Source organism: Bosea sp. NBC_00550, from assembly GCF_026020075.1.
GTDB lineage: Bacteria > Pseudomonadota > Alphaproteobacteria > Rhizobiales > Beijerinckiaceae > Allobosea.
Genome location: NZ_CP102772.1, coordinates 1911399 through 1931384, shown reverse-complemented (window position 1 = coordinate 1931384; position 19986 = coordinate 1911399). Strand labels below are relative to the sequence as shown.

The following is a 19986-nucleotide window of genomic DNA, read 5'->3' as shown; positions in this document are numbered from 1 at the left end:
CCCGCCATGACCATCACCTCCTATGGAACCGGTGCCTATCGCACAGCCAAGCCCAACGAGTTCGCCTCGACCCGCGCCCAGTTCGACGATCTCCAGCGCCAGCTCGACACGAAGAAGCGCAGCACCAGCTATGGCGACCTCGGCATCGACCGGCGCGTCAGCCTCGACCTCAACGCGAAGGTCTCGACGATCGATTCCTGGCTGAGCGGCATCGAGCTCAGCAATGTGAACGTGAAGCTGCAGACGACATCGGTCGAGAACTTCGCGAAGCTCGCCAGCGAAACCCGCAACGACACGCGCTCCAACAGCTATGTGCCGAGCGCCAGCGGCCGTTCCTCGCCGCAGGTCTTGGCCGAGGAGAAGTTCAAGCAGACGCTCGACCTGCTGAACATCGCGGTCAATGGCCGCTACCTCTTCTCCGGCAAGACCTCCGACACCCAGCCGACGGCCGGCTTCGGCGAGATCATGAACGGCGACGGCGCCGGCAAAGCCGGGCTGAAGCAACTGATCGACGAACGCCGGCAGGCCGATCTCGGCTCCGGCCTCGGCCGGCTGACGACGGGCGGCACCGGCGCGACGGCGACCATCGCCGAGGAAGCGACGGTCCATCCCTACGGTTTCAAGATCGCCGGCGCCTCCAGCAGTACGGCCGCGATGACGACGACCTTCAATGCCGGCCCGCCGGCCGATGTCGCGGTCAATGTCGCGTCGCAGCCCGTGGCCGGCGACACGGTGCGGATCAAGCTCAACCTGCCGGACGGGACGCAGGAGGAGGTGGTGCTGACGGCCCGTGCGGCGGGCACCACGGGTTCGGACACCGATTCCTTCGAGATCGGCGCCGATGCGAACGCGACGGCCGCCAATCTGCGCGCCTCGATCGCGGCGGGGCTCGGTAAGGAGGCGAAGACGACGCTTTCGGCCGCTTCCTCACAGGTGGCGGCGCAGGACTTCTTCGCCGGCAGCCTCGGCAACCCGCCGAAGCGTGTTCCAGGACCGCCTTTCGACACCGCGACCTTGCCGCCGACCAATGCCGGCGCGGCGGCCACGACGGTGATCTGGTATCGCGGCGACGACGGGGCAGACCCGGCGCGCAGCACGGCCACTGTGCAGATCGATCAGGGGCAGATCGTCGGCACGGGTGCCCGCGCCAATGAGGAGGCTTTCCGCGTCGGCCTCGCCCAGTTCGCGATCATGTCGGCCGAGAATTACCCGGCCGGCGACGCGAATTCGCAGGCTCGCTACGAGGCGATGACATCGCGCGTCAGCGAGAAGCTGGGTTTCGGCGGCAGCACGCAGAAGCCGGCCGAGATCATCACCGAATTCGGCTCGGCCCAGACGGCGCTCGCCAGCGCCAAGGAACGCCACCAGGCCACCAAGGGCTATCTGACCACGACGCTCGAGGGCATCGAGAACGTCACGACGGAAGAGGTCGCGACGCAGATTCTGGCGCTGCAGACGCAGCTGCAGGCGAGCTATCAGGTGACGTCGATGCTCTCGAAGCTGTCATTGACGAACTTCCTCTGATCATACTGATTCTTTGCGGGGCCGCGGTCATCCCGGGCTTGCCCCGGGATCCATCGGAGGGCTCCGGAGCTCTATGATGGATCCCGGATCGGCGCTGCTGCGCAGCTTGTCCGGGATGACGCCCTTGTGCTCCAGGCAAAGTCCCGAAGCGTCCCCCAAAACAGAAACGCCGCCCCGAAAGGGCGGCGTTTGTCCAACGTCGGCGGTTCGGTAGGCGCGTCAGCGCCCGCGCAGGCCGGCCGCGATGTCCCGGTTGATGTTGATGAGGATGCCGAGACTTTGCGGCTGCGGATCGGATGAAATCCGGAACGTCTGGTTGAAGATGAAATTCGCGAGGCCGAGGATGTTCTGCTTGATGCCGACCGGCAGCGGGTTGTCCTCGGCGATCACGGCCGAGACCAGCAACGTCCAGAGGCGGCGATTATAGGTGAGGACCTCGTCGAGCTCCCGCTCGCGCATGCTCCAGTCGTCGGCGACGGCCTGGAGCCGGGTGGCGGCCTTGATCAGGAGGGAGGCTTCGAGCTCGCGAGGCGAAACGACGGATTGAGCTGTCTTGGCAGCGGCGGCGTAGGCGTTAAACCCGTTTTGCATTCTCGATCAATTCCGCTTCGTAGCCGATCAGCTTCTTGGCCGCCTTGAGAGCCTTGTAGAGGTCGTCGCTTAAAATGCGGTTATTGATCTCATGAACATGCGGCAGAGCGCTGGGCGCCGCGTTGATGAAATCGCGCACCAGCTGGAAATAGGTCTCGTGCTGATGCGTCGGATCCTGAGCCAGATACATCAGCTGGATGGCGAGATAGATCTTCTTGGCCGGGCTGTCCGCGGTCGCGGCCGTGAGGATGTCCTTCTCGCGCAAGATCGGGGCGTCGCCCTCGATGAAGAAGCGCGTGCGCTGCTCGTCGTTGCGGATCACCACCTGGCCGATGATGATCCGTTCGCGCGGTTTGAGCTCGACCTTGAGGGCCATGTCTGTGCTGCCTTCTGGCGAGGGGAGGGCGGCGATCGCGGAAGCGTCAGCCGAAGAGACGCAGGACGCCCTGGTCGGCCTGGTTCGCCAGCGAGAGCGCGGTCTGCGAGAGCTGCTGGCGGGTGTTGAGCGCCAGCAGGCTTGCGCCTTCCTCGTTCGGATCGGCCAGCACCAGGTTGCCCGCGCCGGTGGTCAGCACGTTGGCGAGTTCCTTGGTGAAGTCCTGCCGGGTCTGCGCGACCGAGAGGTTGGAGCCCAGCGTCGAGGCCAGCGACTTCAGCGAGGTCAGCGCGCCGGTCAGCGCGGCTGTCGCCTTGTCCAGGTCGGCATCGTTCTGGAAGTTGATGAAGCCGTTGAGCTGGGTGTTGATGGCTTGGCTGATGCCGAGGTTATCAGCGGACAGGGTCGAACCCTGGATGTCGAGCTTGGTCTGGTTCTTGCCGGTCTTCTCGTTGAACTGGATCGAGAGGCGGTCGCCCTGCAGCAGGTTGATGCCGTTGAAGCTCGAATCCTTGGCGAGCTGATCGATCTGCGTGCGCAGGTCGTTGTACTGCTGGATGAGGTTCGAACGGACGGCCGAGGTGATGCTCTGACCCTTGATGCCGGTGCCCGCGACGTTGTCCGCGGTCGCAAAGCCGATCTTGGCGTTGGCGTTGCCGGCGCCGGCGGCAGCGGCCTGGGAGGTGGTGTCGTCAGTGCCGACGCCGAAGCCGAACTGCACTTCTTCCGAACCGGTGCCCTTGACGTTGAGCTGGCCCTTCTCGTCGATGAAGGCTGTGGCGACGCCCGATTTGTTGATCTCGTTGACGACGTCGCGCATTGTCGCATTGGCGACGTCGAAGCTGGCGGTGTACGTCGTGCTCCCGGACTTCAGGAAAATGGCGCCTTTGACGTTGGTCGTGGTGTCGATGCCGACGTCACCGGGAGAGGTGGCGGTGGCTGCGTCCGCCGTGGCGTCCGCGCCGCCGATCTTCTTGTCGAGAGCGATGTCCTTGAGGCTCTTCGAGGTCACTGCCGCTTCCGTCGCCGTCGCCAGAGCCGTGCCGGCCTTGGTCGGGCGATTCTGGGCCGCGTCGGCCTGGGCCTGTTTGACGGTCGACTGCAGCGAGCCCACTAGCTTGGTGATGCCGTCGATGCCCTTGGAGGCGGTCTGGATGGTCTGGATGCCGTTCGAGATGCCGTCGAGCAGGCCCGTCAGCTGGCTGGAGCGGTCATTCAGTGAGAGCGCGGTGAAGTAGTTGACCGGGTTGTCGATCGCCGAGTTGACCTTCTTGCCGGTAGCAAGTCGATTCTGGATGACGTTCTGCTGGGCCGTCGTCTGCTGCAGCGTCAAGAGGTTGTTGCGGACACCGCTGGAAAGGATCGTGCTGGCCATCTTCGGTCCCCTGAACGCGCGACTCCGGCGCGATGCAACCTGATTTCAGGGGCGATAATCCCGCGTTAGGGATAATAAAAGGTTAATCGAGGCGACTATCTCGCCGCCGTGCCGAACGAAAAAGCGGCGGAGCCGTAGCTCCGCCGCTCTTTGACTTCGCCCCGCGTTCTGCGGGTTGATCCGCTTCTGCGGACCGAAGATCAGAACAGCCGCAGGACCGCCTGTTCGCTCTGGTTGGAGAGCGACAGCGCCGTCTGCGAGAGCTGCTGACGGGTCTGCAGCGCGAGCAGGTTGGCGGCTTCCGAGTTGGCGTCGACGTTCACCAGATTGGCGGCGCCGGTGCTCAGCGTGTCAGCCATGTCCTTGGTGAAATCCTGCCGGGTCTGCGCGACCGAGAGGTTGGCACCGAAGGTCGAGGAGAGCGACTTCAGCGAGGTCAGGGCGCCGGTGAGGGCCTTGGTCGCTGCTTCGAGGTCGGAGTCGTTCTGGAAGTTGACCTGACCGGTGAGCTTGGTGTTGCCAGCCTTGACGAGGCCGAGGTTGTCGGAGGTGACGTCCGAACCCTGGATGTCGAGCTTGGTCTGGTTCTTGCCGGTCTTCTCGTTGAACTGGATCGAGAGGCGGTCGCCCTTCAGCAGGTTGATGCCGTTGTAGCTCGAGTCCTTGGCGAGATCGTCGATCTTGCTACGCAGGTCGTTGTACTGGTCGATCAGGTTCGAACGGACGGCCGAGGTGATGGCCTGACCCTTGATGCCGGTGCCCGCGACGTTGTCCGCGGTCGCAAAGCCGATCTTGGCGTTGGCGTTGCCGGCGCCGGCGGCAGCGGCCTGGGAGGTGGTGTCGTCAGTGCCGACGCCGAAGCCGAACTGCACTTCTTCCGAACCGGTGCCCTTGACGTTGAGCTGGCCCTTCTCGTCGACGAAGGCGGTGGCGATGCCCGACTTGTTGATCTCGTTGACGACGTCACGAACCGTTGCGGTGGTGGAGTCGAAGCTGGCGGTGTACGTCGTGGTATCCGACTTCAGGAAAACGGCGGCCTTGACGGCAGTCGTGGTGTCGATACCGACGTCGCCCGAAGTGGTGGCGGTGGCGGCGTCAGCCGTGGCATCCGCGCCGCCGATCTTCTTGTCGAGGGCGATGTCCTTGAGGCTCTTCGAGGTCACGGCTGCTTCGGCCGCGGTCGCGAGAGCGGTGCCAGCCTTGGTCGGGCGGTTCTGGGCGGCGTCCGACTGCGCCTGCTTGATGGTCGACTGCAGGGAGCTCACCAGCTTGGTGATGCCGTCGATACCCTTCGAGGCGGTCTGAATGGTCTGGATGCCGTTCGATATGCCGTCGAGCAGGCCCGTGAGCTGGCTGGAGCGGTCATTGAGCGAAGCGGCGGTGAAGTAGTTGACGGGGCTGTCAACCGCAGTGTTGACCTTCTTGCCGGTGGCCAGCTTGAACTGGGAAGCCTGGGCCTGGGCGGTGATCGACTGCAGCGACGAGAGCGCGTTGCTAACGCCCGAGGAGAGAGAGACGGCCATCTGTGTTTACCTTCTGGTATGGTGCCTTCTGGCGCCCCGGCCGTTCTGGCCAGGACGGGGCGACCCTGGCGGCCCAGCCGGTAACAACCGGTAAATTTCGGCCGGCGAATTAAGGCGGATCGCCGACTTGTCGGGCCATGGTTAAGCGGCCTTTAACGGCCCCGGCGCGTTCAGAGCGCCGAAACGCAGACCGCCCGCACGAGGCGGGCGGCGAGCAGATGCGATGGGCGGGAGCGGCAGGCCGTCAGGCCGTGCGCTCGACCTGATGGCGGGTGTCCTCGGCCTCGCGAGCCCGTTCTGTCAGCTCGCGCGAATAAGCGCGCAGCTTCAGCAGGGTTTCGTCCGGCAACTGCGAGACCGTCTCCCCGGTTTCGCGGTCCTTCTTCTGCAGGACGATCGCGCGGGTCTGCGGGTCGATGATCAACTTGCGCTCGACGGTTTCGTCGACGGTGCGATTGGCGGCGCGTCCGTTCTGATCGTTGATCAAGGCGCGGCGCTCGCCGTTCGCGCGGCTCTGGGCATCGCGCGCCTCGGCCCGGACCTCGACATTAACGGCCGCTCCGGCGGATGCCGACTGGACGGTCTTCTCGGGCGGGAGATCGACGGCGACGCTGCCCGGCTGGGCGGTGACGTCGGAACGCGTGACAGCCGGCGCGCCGGGCGCGGCCACGATCCGGGGTGCGTTGCCAAATTCCACAGCCACTCCTTCTGGAGCTTTCACGGCACCGTCGCGCCGCGTTCGTCGATCGCCGGTAACAGGACAGACCTGCCCGACGATGAAAACATGACAGAAAAGATTGAATCCGCCGTTAGGAAGTTAGGTAAATATTGAGGGTTTCCGACGCAGCCGCTCCGGAAAGTATCGTGGTGAGCCGGGCTGGCGGAGGCTGGCTACAGGCGCCGCGAGACGACGAGTGGGCCGGAATTCGGACGGGCGAAGGCGCCGGCGCCGACCGAGGCTGCGGGGCCGTAGCCGTTCGCGCGCATCGGCTTGTTGGCGTCGGCTGCCAGGTCGCGGATGACGGATTCGGAGACGGCACGGGCCGTCGCGAGCACGATCTGGTTGGTTTCGATCAGGCCCTGGAAGGCGAGGTGGGCTTCCTTCAGGCGCTTCACCTGATCGGGCACGAAGCGGGCGAGCGCGACCGCATTGAGCTTCACCTGCTCGACGCCGCGCATATAGATGCCGGCGAGTTCGGTCTTGCGCGGTTCACGGCTCATCGCCTCCGGCAGGCGGCCGGCCCGGACGAGCTCGGTCTCCTCGCCGACGAGATGCGACAGGGAACCCAGCGCCTCGAGCACGGCCTCGACCAGCGCGCGGGCGCTGAGCGCATCGGCGATGCGCGGCCTCTCATCCAGGATCAACTTAGCCGCCGACATTCTGCGCCCCGCCGGCGGCCTTTTCCTGCAGGCTGATCAGGTCGCGCATGATCTGGTCGGACAGGCCAATGCCGCCGGCCTTCTGGATCTGCTTGGCGTATTGCTGGCTGAGCTGCGAGCGCCAGATACCGCCGCCCGTGCCGTTTTCGCCGAGCGGGCCTTCGGTGCCGTCGCTGGCGGTCAGGCGGTCGGTCATCTGTTCGAGAAACATCGTCTCGAAGTCGTCGGCCTGCTTCTTCGCCTTGGCCTTGGCCGGATCGAGCGCATCGGCGATGCCGCTGGCGACCTTGCCGGCGATACCGAGGGCGAGGTTGGCGGCGGGAAGCGCGAGGGCAGCAGTCATCACATCACCTCGATTTCGGCCTGCAGCGCACCTGCCGACTTGATGGCCTGGAGAATGGAGATCAGGTCGCGCGGGCCGATGCCCAGCGCGTTGAGCCCGTCGACGAGCTCGGCCAGCGTCACGCTTTCCTTGACGAGGGCGAGCTTGTTGCCGCCGCCGGTGTCGACCTTGACGCTGGTCTGCGGCGTCACCACCGTCCGACCACGGGCGAATTCGTTGGGCTGCGAGACTTGCGGCGTCTCGCTGATGGTCACGGTCAGGTTGCCCTGCGCCACCGCGACGGTGGAGACGCGGACATCCTTGCCCATCACGATGATGCCTGAGCGCTCGTCGATGACGATGCGGGCGAGCTGGTCGGGCTCGATGCGCAGTTGCTCGATATCGGTCAGCAGCCGGATCATGTTGCCCTTGAAGCGCGGCGGGATCTGGAGGACCACGGTCGAGGGGTCGGTCGGCTCGGCCGAGTCGCCGCCGACGAAGTCGTTGATCGCGGCGGCCATGCGGCGGGCCGTGGTCAGGTCCGGGTTGCGCAGCGAGAGGCGCAGCGTCGAGAGCTTGTTCAGGGCGAAATCGATTTCGCGCTCGACCACGCCGCCATTGGCGATGCGGCCGACGGTCGGCACGCCGCGGGTGATCTTGGTGGCATCGCCCTCGGCCGAGAAGCCGGAGATCGCCACGGGCCCCTGCGAGACGGCGTAGACCTCGCCATCGGCGCCGAGCAGCGGTGTGACCAGCAACGTGCCGCCCTGCAGCGACTTGGAGTCGCCCATCGCCGAAACGGTGACGTCGACGCGGGTGCCCTGCGTCGAGAAGGGCGGCAGGTTGGCGGTGACCATCACGGCGGCGACGTTGGCGGTGCGCATGTTGGCGCCGCGCGTGTTGACGCCGAGGCGCTCCAGCATCGCCTGCAGCGACTGCTTGGTGAAAGGCGTGTTGTTCAGCGTGTCGCCCGTGCCGTTGAGGCCGACGACGATGCCGTAACCGAGCAGCTGGTTGGTGCGCACGCCCTCGACCGCGGCGAGATCCTTGATCCGAGACAGCCCGAACACCGGCTGTGCCGACAGGCCGACCGCCACGGCCAGCAGGGCGGCCAGCGGCTTCAGCAGCGTCGTCAGGGCGGAGTTGCGGAACATGCTTCGGCACCAGGGGACAGGTTCAAGTTCACCATCCCCTGCGAGCCGCGTGCCATTCAGGTCAAAATTGAAAAGCCTTGTTTGTCAGTCGTTTGGAGTTTTGAGGCATCCTCGGGGCAGGCTTTCGCGGGCTGCGCTTCCTGCCGGGGCGGCAGTTTCTGCCGGGTCATTTACCGGCTGTTAACCATGCCGAGCGAGGCTTGGGCCACTCTTGCACAAGGCCGCCATGATCAGGATCGACCAGCGCGCGCCGGTCTCGAATGCCGGCCCGGCCAGTTCCGCGAGGCGCTCGAGCGGCGCCTCCTTCGCGCTTCCGACAGAGGATTCAGCCACCGCGACCCGCAGTGCCGGCGTCGGCACGACCGGGCCGCTCGATACCTTGCTGGCCGTACAGGCGCAGGAGGACCCGCAGGAGCGCAAGCGCCGGCAGGCTCGCCGCGGGAGCGATCTGCTTGACGGGCTCGACCGGCTCAAGGCGGCGCTGCTCGCCGGCCGCGTGCTGCCCTCCGAACTCGAGCGCCTGCGCACGACGCTGGCGCTGCGGCGCGAGACGACCGACGATCCGCGCCTCGACGAGGTGCTGGCCCATATCGAGCTGCGCGCCGCCGTCGAGCTGGCGAAGCTGAAGCGGTAATGGCGTCATGCTCGGGCTTGACCCGAGCATCTCGGAAACCAGCATTGACCCTCACGAGATTCTCGGGTCTGCGCTTCGCTTCGCCCGAGAATGACGCTCAAGCAAATGTTGGCTCAGCGAATGAACTGGTCGACATACTCCGCGCCGAGGCCGTTCTGCGCGTAGTGGGCGCGGCATTTGTCGATGCGGGTGAAGACGTCGTCATAGCCGAGGCATTTGCCGTCCGGGTCGACATAGATCATCGCGCCGTTCACCTGGAACATGGTGATCATCTCCTCGACATCGGGATCGACCACTAGCGTATGCGTCTCGCCCGGCGCCTCGTAGACATAGGAGCCCTCGGTCGCGACCCAGTCATGCTCCAGGTAGCGCCACTTGCCCTTCAGCACATAGCCGTGGACCGGCAGCGGATGGCGATGGCGCGAGAGCACGCCGGCGCGCCGGACCTTGAGCAGGTTCATCCAGTAGCCGCGCGAAACACACAGGAGCAGCGGGCGGAACCAGACATTGTCGTCGACCGGCACCCAGACGCGCTCGTCGGTCGGGATGACGTTGGGTACGATCAGCTCCGGCGGCGATTCCTTCGGCTGCGGGTGGCGATAGGGCGTCCAGCGCTCTTCCTGCGTGGCTGCGACGGGTATCGGGCTCGTCGTGTTCATGGCGTCTCTCCCGTGCTGATCTTCTGATTCAAGTGATGCGCAATCTGATTCAACGCTTTCGCCGAACCCTTTGAACGGGATCGGTTTTCTAGACTGCGAGATAGCCGCCATCGACCGGCAGGATCGCGCCCGTGATGAACTGCGCCGCATCCGAAAGCAGGAACGCGATGGCGCCGCCGACGTCGCCGGGCTGGCCCCAGCGGCCCATCGGCGTGCGGGTGAGGATCGGGGCGGAGCGTTCGGCGTCCTCGACCAGCGGCCTTGTAAGTTCGGTTTCGATCCAGCCGGGCGCGACCGCGTTGACGCGGATGCCGTCCGTCGCCCAGGCGGCGGCGAGCGATTTGGTGAGTTGGCCGATACCGCCCTTCGAGGCCGCATAGCCCGGCGCGAAGGCCGAGCCGTGGAAGGTCAGCATCGATGCGATGTTGACGATGGCGCCGCCAGCCTTGCCATCGGCCTTGGCTGCGAGCTTGTCCTTCGCGGCGAGGCACATCCGCATGCTGCCGTTGAGGTTGACCTCGATCGTCAGGCGGAAGGCGTCGATCTCGAATTCCTTGCCACCGCGCTGGATCATGCCGGCGCAGTTCACGAGCGCATCAAGGCGCGGGCAGGCCGCGACGATGGCCGCGACCTGATCGTCGCGCGTCACGTCGAGCCGGGCATGGCGGATGGCGGGATGGGCGGGAGCCGCCACGACCTCCTCCTCCGTCAAACCGGTGGCCAGGACCTCGTAGCCGGCCTGAGCGAGGGAGAGGGCGGCGCCAGCGCCGATGCCGCGCGTGCCGCCGGTGACGAGAGCGAATTTGGTCGAAGTCGAGTGTGTCATGGCCTGGAGGCTAGTGCGGCAGGCACCCATGGGAAAGGGCGCTGCCCGCAGGCCGGCATGTCGTGACGGCCGGGCGCGTCAGCGCCACTCGTATTTCAGGGAGAGCATCGCCCGGCCGCGTGTCTCGTAGTCGCTGGCGACGAGCGGGAGCTTGCGTGCCAGCGTGACATCGAAGGAGGTCTGCCAGGGCAGGTCGGCGAGCTTGGCGAGATCGACGGAGAGCTTCATCTCCGGCGTCAGCGCCGAATGCAGGCCATCGCCCGGCGCGAAGACGTAATTGCCGGCCATGGCGAGCTGCGATGTCAGCGTGAGATGCGGCAGCAGCTCCTGGCGGTAGCCGATCAGCGCCTCGCCGATCTGCTCCGGGTTCGAGTAGAGCGAGCTGCCGCCGCCGGTCGCGATGCCCCAGATGAAACCCGCTCCCGAGCCGACCGGCTGGGCCAGCCGCCAGTTCAGCCGCGCATCGCGCGTCGCGCCCACGCTCGCCGGGGCGGACAGCGTGGTCGAGAGCGAGAAGACATCCTCGCCGAGCTTGAAGCCGACGGAGCGATCCTGGGCGGCGCTCATCGTATCCTGTCGCGCGGCGAAACCGTTGCGGACGATGTCGACGGGGATGGGGGTGCGGGCGCGCAGATGCGCGCCGGAGGCTGCGTTCGCGCGGCCGATCGCGGCCAGCGCCGGATTGAAGACGATTGCGTCGGCATCGCCCGCAGTGGGCGGGGCGGCGTCCATTTCGCCGGCGTCCAGATCCTGCAAGGCCGCGCGCGGAATCGGCAGCTGCACGGCATCCGGCGGGGAGGCCTGAGCGGAGGCCGGGCCCGGGAGCAAAATGACTGCGAGAAGCAGCGCGGCCGGCGGCACCGCGGCGTTGCCGGCAATGATGAATCTAAACACGTCGTTCGTCCTGTCGCTATGACGAGCGGCAGGTCAGGCTAGGGTGGGAAGGTGCCGATTTTGCGGCAGTGCAGCATAGCCGGCCGCGGCGCATATTGCCCAAAAGCGGCGCTTCCCCCTCGGCCTCTAACCCGCTAGGAAGCGACCAGCCGCCAACCGCGGCCAAAATGCTGCGGTTTCGGATTGTTCTATCTGGAGAGCACAGGGATCATCGCATGAGCAAGATCAAGGTCGCCAACCCGGTCGTCGACATGGACGGCGACGAGATGACCCGCATCATCTGGCAGAAGATCAAGGACACGCTGATCTTCCCGTATCTCGACCTCGAGCTGGACTATTACGACCTCTCGGTCGAGAACCGCGACGCGACCGACGACCAGGTCACCATCGACGCCGCCAACGCCACCAAGAAGCATGGCGTCGCCGTGAAGTGCGCCACCATCACGCCGGACGAAGCCCGCGTGAAGGAGTTCAACCTCAAGTCGATGTGGAAGTCGCCGAACGGCACGATCCGCAACATCCTCGGCGGCGTGATCTTCCGCGAGCCGATCATCTGCAAGAACGTGCCGCGCCTCGTGCCGGGCTGGACGCAGCCGATCGTGATCGGCCGCCACGCCTATGGCGACCAGTATCGCGCGACCGACTTCAAGTTCCCGGGCAAGGGCACGCTCTCGATCAAGTTCGTCGGCGAGGACGGCGCGGTGATCGAGAAGGAGGTCTTCAAGGCCCCCGACGCCGGCGTCGCCATGGCGATGTACAATCTCGACGAGTCGATCAAGGACTTCGCCCGGGCTTCGCTGAACTACGGCCTGATGCGCAAGTACCCGGTCTATCTCTCGACCAAGAACACCATCCTCAAGACCTATGACGGCCGCTTCAAGGACATCTTCCAGGAGATCTACGAGAAGGAGTTCAAGGCCGAATTCGACAAGCTCGGCATCACCTACGAGCACCGCCTGATCGACGACATGGTGGCCTCGGCGATGAAGTGGTCCGGCGGCTATGTCTGGGCCTGCAAGAACTACGATGGCGACGTGCAGTCCGACACGGTGGCCCAGGGCTTCGGCTCGCTCGGCCTGATGACCTCGGTGCTGATGACGCCGGACGGCAAGACCGTCGAGGCCGAGGCCGCCCACGGCACGGTGACCCGCCACTACCGCGAGCACCAGAAGGGCCGGGAGACCTCGACGAACTCGATCGCCTCGATCTTCGCCTGGACCCGTGGCCTCGCCCATCGCGCCAAGCTCGACAACAATGCCGAGCTCGCCAAGTTCGCGAGCCTGCTCGAGAAGGTCACGGTCGACACGGTCGAGGCCGGCGACATGACCAAGGACCTCGCTTTGCTGGTCGGCCCCGACCAGAAGTTCCTCTCGACCACCGGCTTCCTCGAGAAGGTCAGCGAGAACATGCGCAAGGCGATGGCGGCCTGAGGCACGCCTTTCCTGCGGATATCATTGGAGCCCGGCCGTGAGGCCGGGCTTTTTTGTCGGCGGTTGAGCCACTCGGAACGTGCTGGTCGGCTCGGCGTTATCGCTCACCGACTCGTCGGAGCTGAACGCCGGAGGCAAGCCGTGCCGAAGATCGATCTCGCTGCCGAGCCTAGGGTGGAAGGTGCGGGCTATCCGCCGCCGTTCGACCAACCCTGTGCGGAGCGGGTCAGGCAGCGGCTGGGCAATGCCGGCGGACTGCAGGATTTCGGCGTGAACCTCATGCATCTGCCGGCCGGCGGCTGGTCCTCGCAGCGCCACTGGCATTCGCATGAGGACGAGTTCGTGCATGTGCTGATGGGCGAGCTGGTTCTTGTCGAGGACGACGGCGAGACGCTGTTGCGCGCCGGCGACTGTGCCGCCTTTCCGAAGAACAGCGGAAATGGTCACCACCTGATCAATCGCTCGGATGCGACGGCGGTCTATCTCGAAGTGGGCTCGCGCCGGCCCGCCGACGTGACCACCTGTTCCGATGTCGATATGATCAGCGCCAACGCTGACGGACGCTTCGTGCACAAGAACGGCGAACCTTATCCCGACCGGTAGCGTTATGCTGTTCGAGCCGGCAGGAATCCTCTGGCGACCGGCGGATACGGAGAAGCAAAGATGCCTGAGAACGCCTCGGATCTCGACGGCCGGATCGCCATCGCCAGGAAGAATATCTCCGAGCTCATGGAGCAGGCGACCGGTGCATCCGGCGCTGCCGTCGAGGAGAGCCTCGCCACGCGGCTCAACGAGCAGCAGGATCTGCTCAACGACCTGCTGAAGAAGCGCGAGGCGATGGGCTGAAGCCTGCCGACCTTTCACGGAGACACGCAGTCATCTCGGGCTTGACCCGGGATCCGTGCCGGAGCGCTGCCGATAGCGGTTCAGGCATGGATCCCGGATCTCCGCTTCGCTCTGTCCGGGACGACCCGCGTTTCGAAGAACGCGCAGCAAGCTCTAGGAGCCCGGCTTGTCAGCCCGAGCGCCTTTGCGGGGCAGAGCCCACATCCCGTCATTCCACGATGACGCGATGGCGCGCGAGGATGCGCAGCCCGCTAACCGGCGCGTTCATCACATAGCGCAACTCGTAGATGCCGGGCTGGTCCGGCGCCTCCAGCACGGCCTCGACATTTTCTGCCGGAAAGAAGCGCGGCCCTTCCGCATCCACAGGCGCATCGGGAAAGACCAGCGCGACGCGGTCGAGTTCGCCGTTCGGGCCGATGCCTCGGACCGGCAATCCCTGGCCCCGACTGACGCGCGCAGGCGCCGCGAGCGTAGCGCTCGGCTCGGTCGTGACGAGCGGCTGGCGCAACAGGATGGCCGGCGCGCCATCCTTCTCGACTGTAAGGCGCAGCTCGTAGGTTCCGGCCAAGCCGGGCGTCGGCAGCACGGGAACCGTGTTCCTCGGTTCGATCACGACGATCGCGGTGGCATCCGGATCATCCGGGCGGGCGATGGCGAGGCGGGCGCCCTGCGGCGGGCGGCTCAGGAAGACGCTGAGCGGCGCGCCCGCGACGATGGTGCGCGCCGCCGAAAGCGCGGGGCCTTCGGCCTTGCGCGGTGTCGGCCTGGTCTGTGCCGCAGCGAGCGCCGGCCAGAGGCCGGCCGCCAGCAGCAGGGCACGGCGGGAGAGGGCGCCGGTCTGGCGCTGCCCGCCGGCCGTCATCAGCCCATCGCGGCCGCGACGGCGTCGAGCGCGGCCTGCGCCTTGCTGCCATCCGGCCCGCCGGCCTGGGCCATGTCGCGACGGCCGCCGCCACCCTTGCCGCCGAGCTGCTCGGACGCCGCGCGCACCAGCGCGACCGCGTCGAAGCGCTCGGTCAGATCGGGCGTGACGCCGACGACGACGCCGGCCTTGCCGTCATCGGCGACGCCGACGATGGCGACGACGCCGGAGCCGACGCGGGCCTTGGCCTCGTCCGCGAGGCTCTTAAGATCCTTCATCTCGATGCCGGTGACGGCGCGGGCCAGGAGCTTCGCCCCGGCGATCTCGCGCACCGGATCCTCGGCCGCACCGCCGCCGCCCATGGCGAGCTTCTTGCGAGCCTCGGTCAGTTCGCGGTCGAGCTTGCGACGCTCCTCGATCAGGGCGGCGAGGCGGTTGCCGGCCTCGGAAGCCGGAACCTTGAGCAGGCCTGCCAGCCCGTCGAGCAGGCGCGATTCCTCGTTGAGGCGGAGCCGCGCGCCGTTGCCGGTCATGGCTTCGAGGCGGCGCACGCCGGCCGCGACGGCGCCTTCGCCGACGATGCTGACGAGGCCGATATCGCCGGTGCGTGCGGCATGGGTGCCGCCGCAGAGCTCGACCGAATAGGCCCGGCCTGCCGGATTCGTGCCCATCGCCACGACGCGGACCTCATCGCCGTACTTCTCGCCGAAGAGGGCGCGGGCACCCGATTCGATCGCCTCGTCGACGCTCATCAGCCGGGTCGTGACCGGCTCATTCCTGAGCACGATGGCGTTGGCGATCTCTTCGACCTCGCGCAGCTCCTCGTCGCTGATCGGCTTGGGATGCGAGAAGTCGAAGCGCAGGCGATCGGGCGAAACGAGCGAGCCCTTCTGCGCGACATGGTCGCCGAGGACGAGACGCAGCGCCTCGTGCAGCAGATGCGTCGCCGAATGGTTGGCGCGGATGGCGGTGCGCCGGTCATGGTCGACGATCAGCTCGACGGCCTGGCCGAGCTTGAGCTCGCCTTCCTTGACGGTGACGCTGTGGGCGAAGACATCGCCGAGCTTCTTCTGGACATCGCCGACCTCGACCAACGTGCCCGGCGCCTTGATCAGGCCGGCATCGCCGACCTGGCCGCCGGACTCGCCGTAAAACGGCGTCTGGTTGACCAGCAGGAAGCCGCTCTCGCCGGCCTTGAGCGATTGCACCTCGGCGTTGTCGCGGATCAGCGCGGTGACCACGCCCTCGGCGGTCTCGGTGTCGTAGCCGAGGAACTCGGTAGCGCCGAGCTTGTCGCGCAGCGGATACCAGAGCGTCTCGGTCGCGGCCTCGCCGGAGCCGGCCCAGGCGGCGCGCGCCTTGGCCTTCTGCTGCTGCATGGCTGCATCGAAGCCCTCCGTATCGACGGTGATCTCGCGGGCGCGCAGCGCGTCCTGCGTCAGATCGAGCGGGAAGCCATAGGTGTCGTAGAGCGTGAAGGCGACGTCGCCCTTGAGGCTCTGGCCGGCGGTCAGATCCTTCGAGGCGTCGTCGAGCAGGGTGAGCCCGCGTGCCAGTGTGGTGCGGAAGCGGGTCTCTTCCAGCTTCAGCGTCTCGGTGATCAGCGCCTCGGCGCGCAGCAATTCGGGATAGGCGCGGCCCATCTCGCGGGTCAGTGCCGGCACGAGCTTGTAGAGCAGCGGCTCCTTGGCGCCGAGCAGCTGCGCATGGCGCATGCCGCGGCGCATGATCCGGCGCAGCACATAGCCGCGGCCCTCGTTCGACGGCAGCACACCATCGGCGATCAGGAAGGACGAGCAGCGCAGATGGTCGGCGATGACGCGATGGCTCGCCTTCATCGGTCCGTCCGCATCGACCGAGGTCAGGTCGGCGATGGCGCCGATCAGGGCGCGGAACAGGTCGATGTTGTAGTTGTCATGCGTGCCCTGGAGCACGGCGGCGATGCGCTCCAGCCCCATGCCGGTGTCGATCGAGGGGCGGGGCAGGTCGGTCCGAATGCCGCCCGCAGCTTCCTCGTATTGCATGAAGACGAGGTTCCAGATCTCGATGAAGCGGTCGCCGTCTTCCTCGGGCGAGCCGGGCGGGCCGCCCCAGATATGGTCGCCGTGATCGAAGAAGATCTCGGAGCAGGGGCCGCAGGGGCCGGTGTCGCCCATGCGCCAGAAATTGGCCGAGGTCGGGATGCGGATGATCTTGTCGTCGGTCAGCCCGGCGATCTTCTTCCAGAGGGCATGCGCCTCGTCGTCCTCGGAATAGACGGTGACGATGAGCTTGTCCTTGGGCAGGCCGAATTCGCGGGTGACCAGCGTCCAGGCGTGATGGATCGCCTGGTCCTTGAAATAGTCGCCGAAGGAGAAGTTCCCCAGCATCTCGAAGAAGGTGTGGTGGCGCGCGGTGTAGCCGACATTGTCGAGGTCGTTGTGCTTGCCGCCGGCGCGCACGCATTTCTGGGCGGTGGTGGCGCGCGAATAGGGGCGCTTCTCCTGGCCCGTGAAGACGTTCTTGAACTGGACCATGCCCGAATTGGCGAACATCAGCGTCGGGTCGTTGCGCGGCACGAGCGGGCTCGACGGCACGACTTCGTGGCCGTTGGACTTGAAGTAGTCGAGGAAGGTCGACCGGATATCGTTGACGCCGCTCATCGGTTCTTGCGCTTCTCAACACGGGCAAAGGGCCGGGTGCGCCCGGCGGGAACGACCGGTTCTAGTCAGGCGGCTCGCCCCTGTCCAGAAAGCTGGTTGCAGCGCACAGGCCGCAAGGCCTTATCTGCAAACGAAAACGGGCGACCCGAAGGCCGCCCGCGTTTCTCAGCACGTCATTCTCGGGCGAGGCAAAGCCGAGACCCGGGAATCTCTTGCAGGAGATGCTCGGGTCGAGGCCGAGCAGGACGAAACTGGACTTCTCAGGCTTCGCCTTCGTCGAGATCGTCCGCGCCCGGGGTGGCTTCGTCGAGGATGCGGTCGGCGACCAGGCCGGAGTTCTGGCGGATCGTGGCCTCGATCTTGGCGGCCATGTCGGGATTGGCCTTGAGGAAGGTCTTGGCGTTCTCGCGTCCCTGGCCGAGGCGCTGGCTGTCGAAGGAGAACCAGGCGCCTGCCTTCTCGACCATGCCGGCCTTGACGCCGAGGTCGATCAACTCGCCGACCTTGGAAATGCCCTCGCCGAACATGATGTCGAACTCGACCTGCTTGAAGGGCGGCGCGACCTTGTTCTTGACGACCTTGACGCGAACCTGGTTGCCGGTCGCCTCGTCACGCTCCTTCAGCGTCGAGACGCGGCGGATGTCGAGGCGGACGGAGGCATAGAACTTGAGCGCGTTGCCGCCGGTGGTGGTTTCCGGGCTGCCGTACATCACGCCGATCTTCATGCGGATCTGGTTGATGAAGATGACCATGCAGTTCGAGCGCGAGATCGAGGCGGTGAGCTTGCGCAGCGCCTGGCTCATCAGGCGGGCCTGCAGACCGGGCTGGACATCGCCCATCTCGCCCTCGATCTCGGCGCGGGGCGTGAGCGCGGCGACCGAGTCGACCACGAGCACGTCGATCGCACCGGAGCGGACGAGCGTGTCGGTGATCTCCAGCGCCTGCTCGCCGGTGTCGGGCTGCGAGATCAGGAGGTCGTCGAGATTGACACCGAGCTTGCGGGCATAGATCGGGTCGAGCGCATGCTCGGCATCGACGAAGGCGCAGACGCCGCCCTTCTTCTGGGCTTCGGCGATGGTGTGGAGCGCGAGCGTGGTCTTGCCCGAGGATTCCGGCCCGTAGATCTCGATCACGCGGCCCCTGGGAAGGCCGCCGACGCCGAGCGCGATGTCGAGGCCGAGCGAGCCGGTCGAGATGGTCTCGATCTCGATCGAGGGCGAGTTCTTGCCCAGGCGCATGATCGAGCCCTTGCCGAAGGCGCGTTCGATCTGGGAGAGCGCCGCATCGAGCGCCTTGGCCTTGTCCATCGAGGAGCCTTCCACGAGCTTGAGATTTGCCTGATTCACGGTTCGGGCTCCTTATGGCAGGGCTACGGGGACATCTCAATGCGTCTTGACAGGAGGATGGTCACGCTTTGTTCCAGGCAGCAAGTTCTTTTTTTGTTCCCTCTGTCAGTTTGTGTCAGGAGGAGCCGAGTAATGGTCGCGCCATGCTCGTGGAGCTGACGCCAATAGTTATTATCGTTCCATTATGCGTATGATGCATATCAAGCCATGGCATTTCCCATGCCGCGGCCTTTCGTTTCCTGTTATTGCGCCCGGCTTCCGCATTTGTTCGCGAAAGTTGCCAACGTGTCTCCCGCCCCTGCACCTGCCGCCCTGAACTCGCCGCGCCGCATCCTGCTCGCCAGCCTGATCGGCACGACGATCGAGTTCTTCGACTTCTACATCTATGCGACGGCGGCGGTGATCGTGTTCCCGAAGCTGTTCTTCCCGGGCGGCGATCCGACCACCGCCATGCTCCAGTCCTTCGCGACCTTCGCCATCGCCTTCTTCGCGCGGCCGATCGGCGCGGCGATCTTCGGCCATTTCGGCGATCGCATCGGCCGCAAGGCCACGCTCGTCGCCGCGTTGATGACGATGGGGCTTTCGACCGTCGCGATCGGCCTGCTGCCGACCTATGCCGCTGTCGGCGTGCTGGCGCCGCTGCTGCTGGCGTTGTGCCGGCTCGGGCAAGGCCTCGGGCTCGGCGGCGAATGGGGCGGGGCGGTGCTGCTCGCCACCGAGAACGCGCCTCCCGGAAAATCTGCCTGGTACGGCATGTCCCGCAACTCGGCGCGCCCGTGGGCGTCATCTGCGCCACCGGCAGCTTCCTGGCGCTCGATGCGTTGCTCACCGACGAGCAGTTCTTCAGCTTCGGCTGGCGCATCCCGTTCATCGCCAGCGCGCTGCTGGTCTTCATGGGGCTCTATGTCCGCCTGCGCATCAGCGAGACGCCCGCCTTCCGCAAGGCGATGGAGAAGCATGAGCGCGTGCAGGTGCCCTTCGTCAGCATCTTCGCCGAGCACAAGCTCGCGCTGCTCTGCGGCACCTTCGCGGCGCTGGCGACCTTCGTGCTGTTCTACCTGATGACCGTGTTCTCGCTGAGCTGGGGCACGACCAAGCTCGGCTTCTCGCGCGATCAGTTCCTGCCGCTGCAGATGATCGGCGTCGTGTTTTTCGGCCTGACGATCCCGGTCTCGGCCGTGCTGGCCGACCGCTTCGGCCGCCGCCAGACCTTGCTGGCGACGACGCTCGGCATCGCGATCTTCGGCTTCCTGCTGGCGCCGCTCTTCGGCTCGGGCAGCACGCTCGGCGTGCTCGCCTTCTTCGTGGTCGGCCTGTCGCTGATGGGCTTTACCTACGGGCCGCTGGGCACGGCGCTGGCCGAGATGTTCCCGACGGCTGTGCGCTATACCGGCGCTTCGCTGACCTTCAATCTCGGCGGCATCGTCGGGGCGTCGCTCGCGCCCTATGTCGCGACCTGGCTCGCGACGGAGAAGGGGCTCGCCTATGTCGGCTACTATCTCAGCCTCTCGGCCGCGTTGACGATCCTGGCGCTGCTCGGGGTCGGGGCGCTGGCCGGGCGTGACGCCAAAGATGCCAGTACAGTGCCGGCGGCGCACTGAG

At 66.2% G+C, this 19986-nt stretch carries 19 protein-coding genes and 1 pseudogene; 6 read left to right on the top strand and 14 right to left on the bottom strand.

Annotated elements, in window-relative coordinates:
- Window positions 1-6 precede the first annotated feature (6 nt).
- Window positions 7-1524, top strand: coding sequence for a flagellin (locus tag NWE53_RS09230; RefSeq protein WP_265054022.1), 1518 nt, complete (start codon window positions 7-9; stop codon window positions 1522-1524).
- 219 nt (window positions 1525-1743) lie between these two features.
- Here the strand turns inward: NWE53_RS09230 and flaF are convergent, their stop codons facing one another.
- The 8 genes from flaF to NWE53_RS09190 form a co-directional block, all read right to left on the bottom strand.
- A complete protein-coding gene (flaF, locus tag NWE53_RS09225; RefSeq protein ID WP_265054021.1) occupies window positions 1744-2115 on the bottom strand; it encodes a flagellar biosynthesis regulator FlaF in 372 nt (123 codons plus the stop codon).
- A complete protein-coding gene (gene flbT / locus NWE53_RS09220; protein ID WP_265054020.1) occupies window positions 2099-2491 on the bottom strand; it encodes a flagellar biosynthesis repressor FlbT in 393 nt (130 codons plus the stop codon). The genes flaF and flbT overlap by 17 nt, the downstream gene beginning before the upstream one ends.
- Before the next feature lie 46 nt (window positions 2492-2537).
- Entirely contained in the window at window positions 2538-3866 is a 1329-nt protein-coding gene (locus NWE53_RS09215; protein WP_265054019.1) for a flagellin N-terminal helical domain-containing protein, read from the bottom strand.
- Window positions 3867-4066: 200 nt separating this feature from the next.
- Window positions 4067-5389, bottom strand: a complete 1323-nt coding sequence (locus tag NWE53_RS09210; protein ID WP_265054018.1) for a flagellin N-terminal helical domain-containing protein — start codon at window positions 5387-5389, stop codon at window positions 4067-4069.
- A gap of 244 nt (window positions 5390-5633) precedes the next feature.
- A complete protein-coding gene (locus NWE53_RS09205; RefSeq protein ID WP_265054017.1) occupies window positions 5634-6086 on the bottom strand; it encodes a hypothetical protein in 453 nt (150 codons plus the stop codon).
- A gap of 194 nt (window positions 6087-6280) precedes the next feature.
- Entirely contained in the window at window positions 6281-6769 is a 489-nt protein-coding gene (locus NWE53_RS09200) for a hypothetical protein (RefSeq protein ID WP_265054016.1), read from the bottom strand.
- A complete protein-coding gene (locus NWE53_RS09195; RefSeq protein ID WP_265054015.1) occupies window positions 6756-7112 on the bottom strand; it encodes a rod-binding protein in 357 nt (118 codons plus the stop codon). Before NWE53_RS09195 ends, NWE53_RS09200 begins: the two co-directional genes overlap by 14 nt.
- Window positions 7112-8245 carry a flagellar basal body P-ring protein FlgI gene (locus NWE53_RS09190; protein ID WP_265054014.1) on the bottom strand — a complete coding sequence of 378 codons (1134 nt, stop codon included), beginning with the start codon at window positions 8243-8245 and terminating at the stop codon, window positions 7112-7114. The genes NWE53_RS09195 and NWE53_RS09190 overlap by 1 nt, the downstream gene beginning before the upstream one ends.
- Before the next feature lie 226 nt (window positions 8246-8471).
- On the opposite strand from NWE53_RS09190, the gene NWE53_RS09185 reads away from it, so the two are divergent.
- Window positions 8472-8879 carry a flagellar assembly protein FliX gene (locus NWE53_RS09185; protein ID WP_265054013.1) on the top strand — a complete coding sequence of 136 codons (408 nt, stop codon included), beginning with the start codon at window positions 8472-8474 and terminating at the stop codon, window positions 8877-8879.
- A 113-nt stretch (window positions 8880-8992) separates the two neighbouring features.
- Here the strand turns inward: NWE53_RS09185 and NWE53_RS09180 are convergent, their stop codons facing one another.
- The 3 genes from NWE53_RS09180 to NWE53_RS09170 all read right to left on the bottom strand — a co-directional run bounded on the left by NWE53_RS09180 (window position 8993) and on the right by NWE53_RS09170 (window position 11258).
- Entirely contained in the window at window positions 8993-9538 is a 546-nt protein-coding gene (locus NWE53_RS09180) for a 2,4'-dihydroxyacetophenone dioxygenase family protein (protein ID WP_265054012.1), read from the bottom strand.
- Between the two features lie 88 nt (window positions 9539-9626).
- Window positions 9627-10364 (bottom strand): SDR family NAD(P)-dependent oxidoreductase, encoded by a 738-nt coding sequence (locus NWE53_RS09175; protein WP_265054011.1) that lies wholly within the window; start codon window positions 10362-10364, stop codon window positions 9627-9629.
- Between the two features lie 78 nt (window positions 10365-10442).
- The gene (locus tag NWE53_RS09170) at window positions 10443-11258 is read right to left on the bottom strand and encodes a hypothetical protein (protein WP_265054010.1); all 816 of its coding nucleotides are present in this window, start codon (window positions 11256-11258) and stop codon (window positions 10443-10445) included.
- Window positions 11259-11473: 215 nt separating this feature from the next.
- On the opposite strand from NWE53_RS09170, the gene NWE53_RS09165 reads away from it, so the two are divergent.
- From NWE53_RS09165 to NWE53_RS09155, 3 genes are all read left to right on the top strand, one after another.
- Window positions 11474-12688: an NADP-dependent isocitrate dehydrogenase gene (locus NWE53_RS09165; RefSeq protein ID WP_265054009.1), complete on the top strand. Its 1215-nt coding sequence runs from the start codon at window positions 11474-11476 to the stop codon at window positions 12686-12688.
- Window positions 12689-12829: 141 nt separating this feature from the next.
- Window positions 12830-13291, top strand: coding sequence for a cupin domain-containing protein (locus NWE53_RS09160; protein ID WP_265054008.1), 462 nt, complete (start codon window positions 12830-12832; stop codon window positions 13289-13291).
- Window positions 13292-13351: 60 nt separating this feature from the next.
- A complete protein-coding gene (locus NWE53_RS09155) occupies window positions 13352-13534 on the top strand; it encodes a hypothetical protein (RefSeq protein ID WP_265054007.1) in 183 nt (60 codons plus the stop codon).
- 208 nt (window positions 13535-13742) lie between these two features.
- Here the strand turns inward: NWE53_RS09155 and NWE53_RS09150 are convergent, their stop codons facing one another.
- From NWE53_RS09150 to recA, 3 genes are all read right to left on the bottom strand, one after another.
- Window positions 13743-14396, bottom strand: coding sequence for a hypothetical protein (locus NWE53_RS09150; protein WP_265054006.1), 654 nt, complete (start codon window positions 14394-14396; stop codon window positions 13743-13745).
- Window positions 14396-17038, bottom strand: a complete 2643-nt coding sequence (alaS, locus tag NWE53_RS09145) for an alanine--tRNA ligase (protein ID WP_265054005.1) — start codon at window positions 17036-17038, stop codon at window positions 14396-14398. The genes NWE53_RS09150 and alaS overlap by 1 nt, the downstream gene beginning before the upstream one ends.
- A gap of 260 nt (window positions 17039-17298) precedes the next feature.
- A complete protein-coding gene (gene recA, locus NWE53_RS09140) occupies window positions 17299-18384 on the bottom strand; it encodes a recombinase RecA (protein WP_320109561.1) in 1086 nt (361 codons plus the stop codon).
- A gap of 219 nt (window positions 18385-18603) precedes the next feature.
- On the opposite strand from recA, the pseudogene NWE53_RS09135 reads away from it, so the two are divergent.
- Window positions 18604-19985, top strand: a pseudogene (locus NWE53_RS09135) (MFS transporter).
- The last annotated feature ends 1 nt before the right edge of the window (window position 19986 follow it).

Bases quoted from the DNA above. Each gene is read 5' to 3' on its own strand.
- NWE53_RS09230 (WP_265054022.1), top strand. From the start codon at position 7: ATGACCATCACCTCCTATGGAACCGGTGCCTATCGCACAGCCAAGCCC.
- flaF (WP_265054021.1), bottom strand. From the start codon at position 2,115: ATGCAAAACGGGTTTAACGCCTACGCCGCCGCTGCCAAGACAGCTCAA.
- flbT (WP_265054020.1), bottom strand. From the start codon at position 2,491: ATGGCCCTCAAGGTCGAGCTCAAACCGCGCGAACGGATCATCATCGGC.
- NWE53_RS09215 (WP_265054019.1), bottom strand. From the start codon at position 3,866: ATGGCCAGCACGATCCTTTCCAGCGGTGTCCGCAACAACCTCTTGACG.
- NWE53_RS09210 (WP_265054018.1), bottom strand. From the start codon at position 5,389: ATGGCCGTCTCTCTCTCCTCGGGCGTTAGCAACGCGCTCTCGTCGCTG.
- NWE53_RS09200 (WP_265054016.1), bottom strand. From the start codon at position 6,769: ATGTCGGCGGCTAAGTTGATCCTGGATGAGAGGCCGCGCATCGCCGAT.
- NWE53_RS09195 (WP_265054015.1), bottom strand. From the start codon at position 7,112: ATGACTGCTGCCCTCGCGCTTCCCGCCGCCAACCTCGCCCTCGGTATC.
- NWE53_RS09190 (WP_265054014.1), bottom strand. From the start codon at position 8,245: ATGTTCCGCAACTCCGCCCTGACGACGCTGCTGAAGCCGCTGGCCGCC.
- NWE53_RS09185 (WP_265054013.1), top strand. From the start codon at position 8,472: ATGATCAGGATCGACCAGCGCGCGCCGGTCTCGAATGCCGGCCCGGCC.
- NWE53_RS09180 (WP_265054012.1), bottom strand. From the start codon at position 9,538: ATGAACACGACGAGCCCGATACCCGTCGCAGCCACGCAGGAAGAGCGC.
- NWE53_RS09175 (WP_265054011.1), bottom strand. From the start codon at position 10,364: ATGACACACTCGACTTCGACCAAATTCGCTCTCGTCACCGGCGGCACG.
- NWE53_RS09165 (WP_265054009.1), top strand. From the start codon at position 11,474: ATGAGCAAGATCAAGGTCGCCAACCCGGTCGTCGACATGGACGGCGAC.
- NWE53_RS09155 (WP_265054007.1), top strand. From the start codon at position 13,352: ATGCCTGAGAACGCCTCGGATCTCGACGGCCGGATCGCCATCGCCAGG.
- NWE53_RS09150 (WP_265054006.1), bottom strand. From the start codon at position 14,396: ATGACGGCCGGCGGGCAGCGCCAGACCGGCGCCCTCTCCCGCCGTGCC.
- alaS (WP_265054005.1), bottom strand. From the start codon at position 17,038: ATGAGCGGCGTCAACGATATCCGGTCGACCTTCCTCGACTACTTCAAG.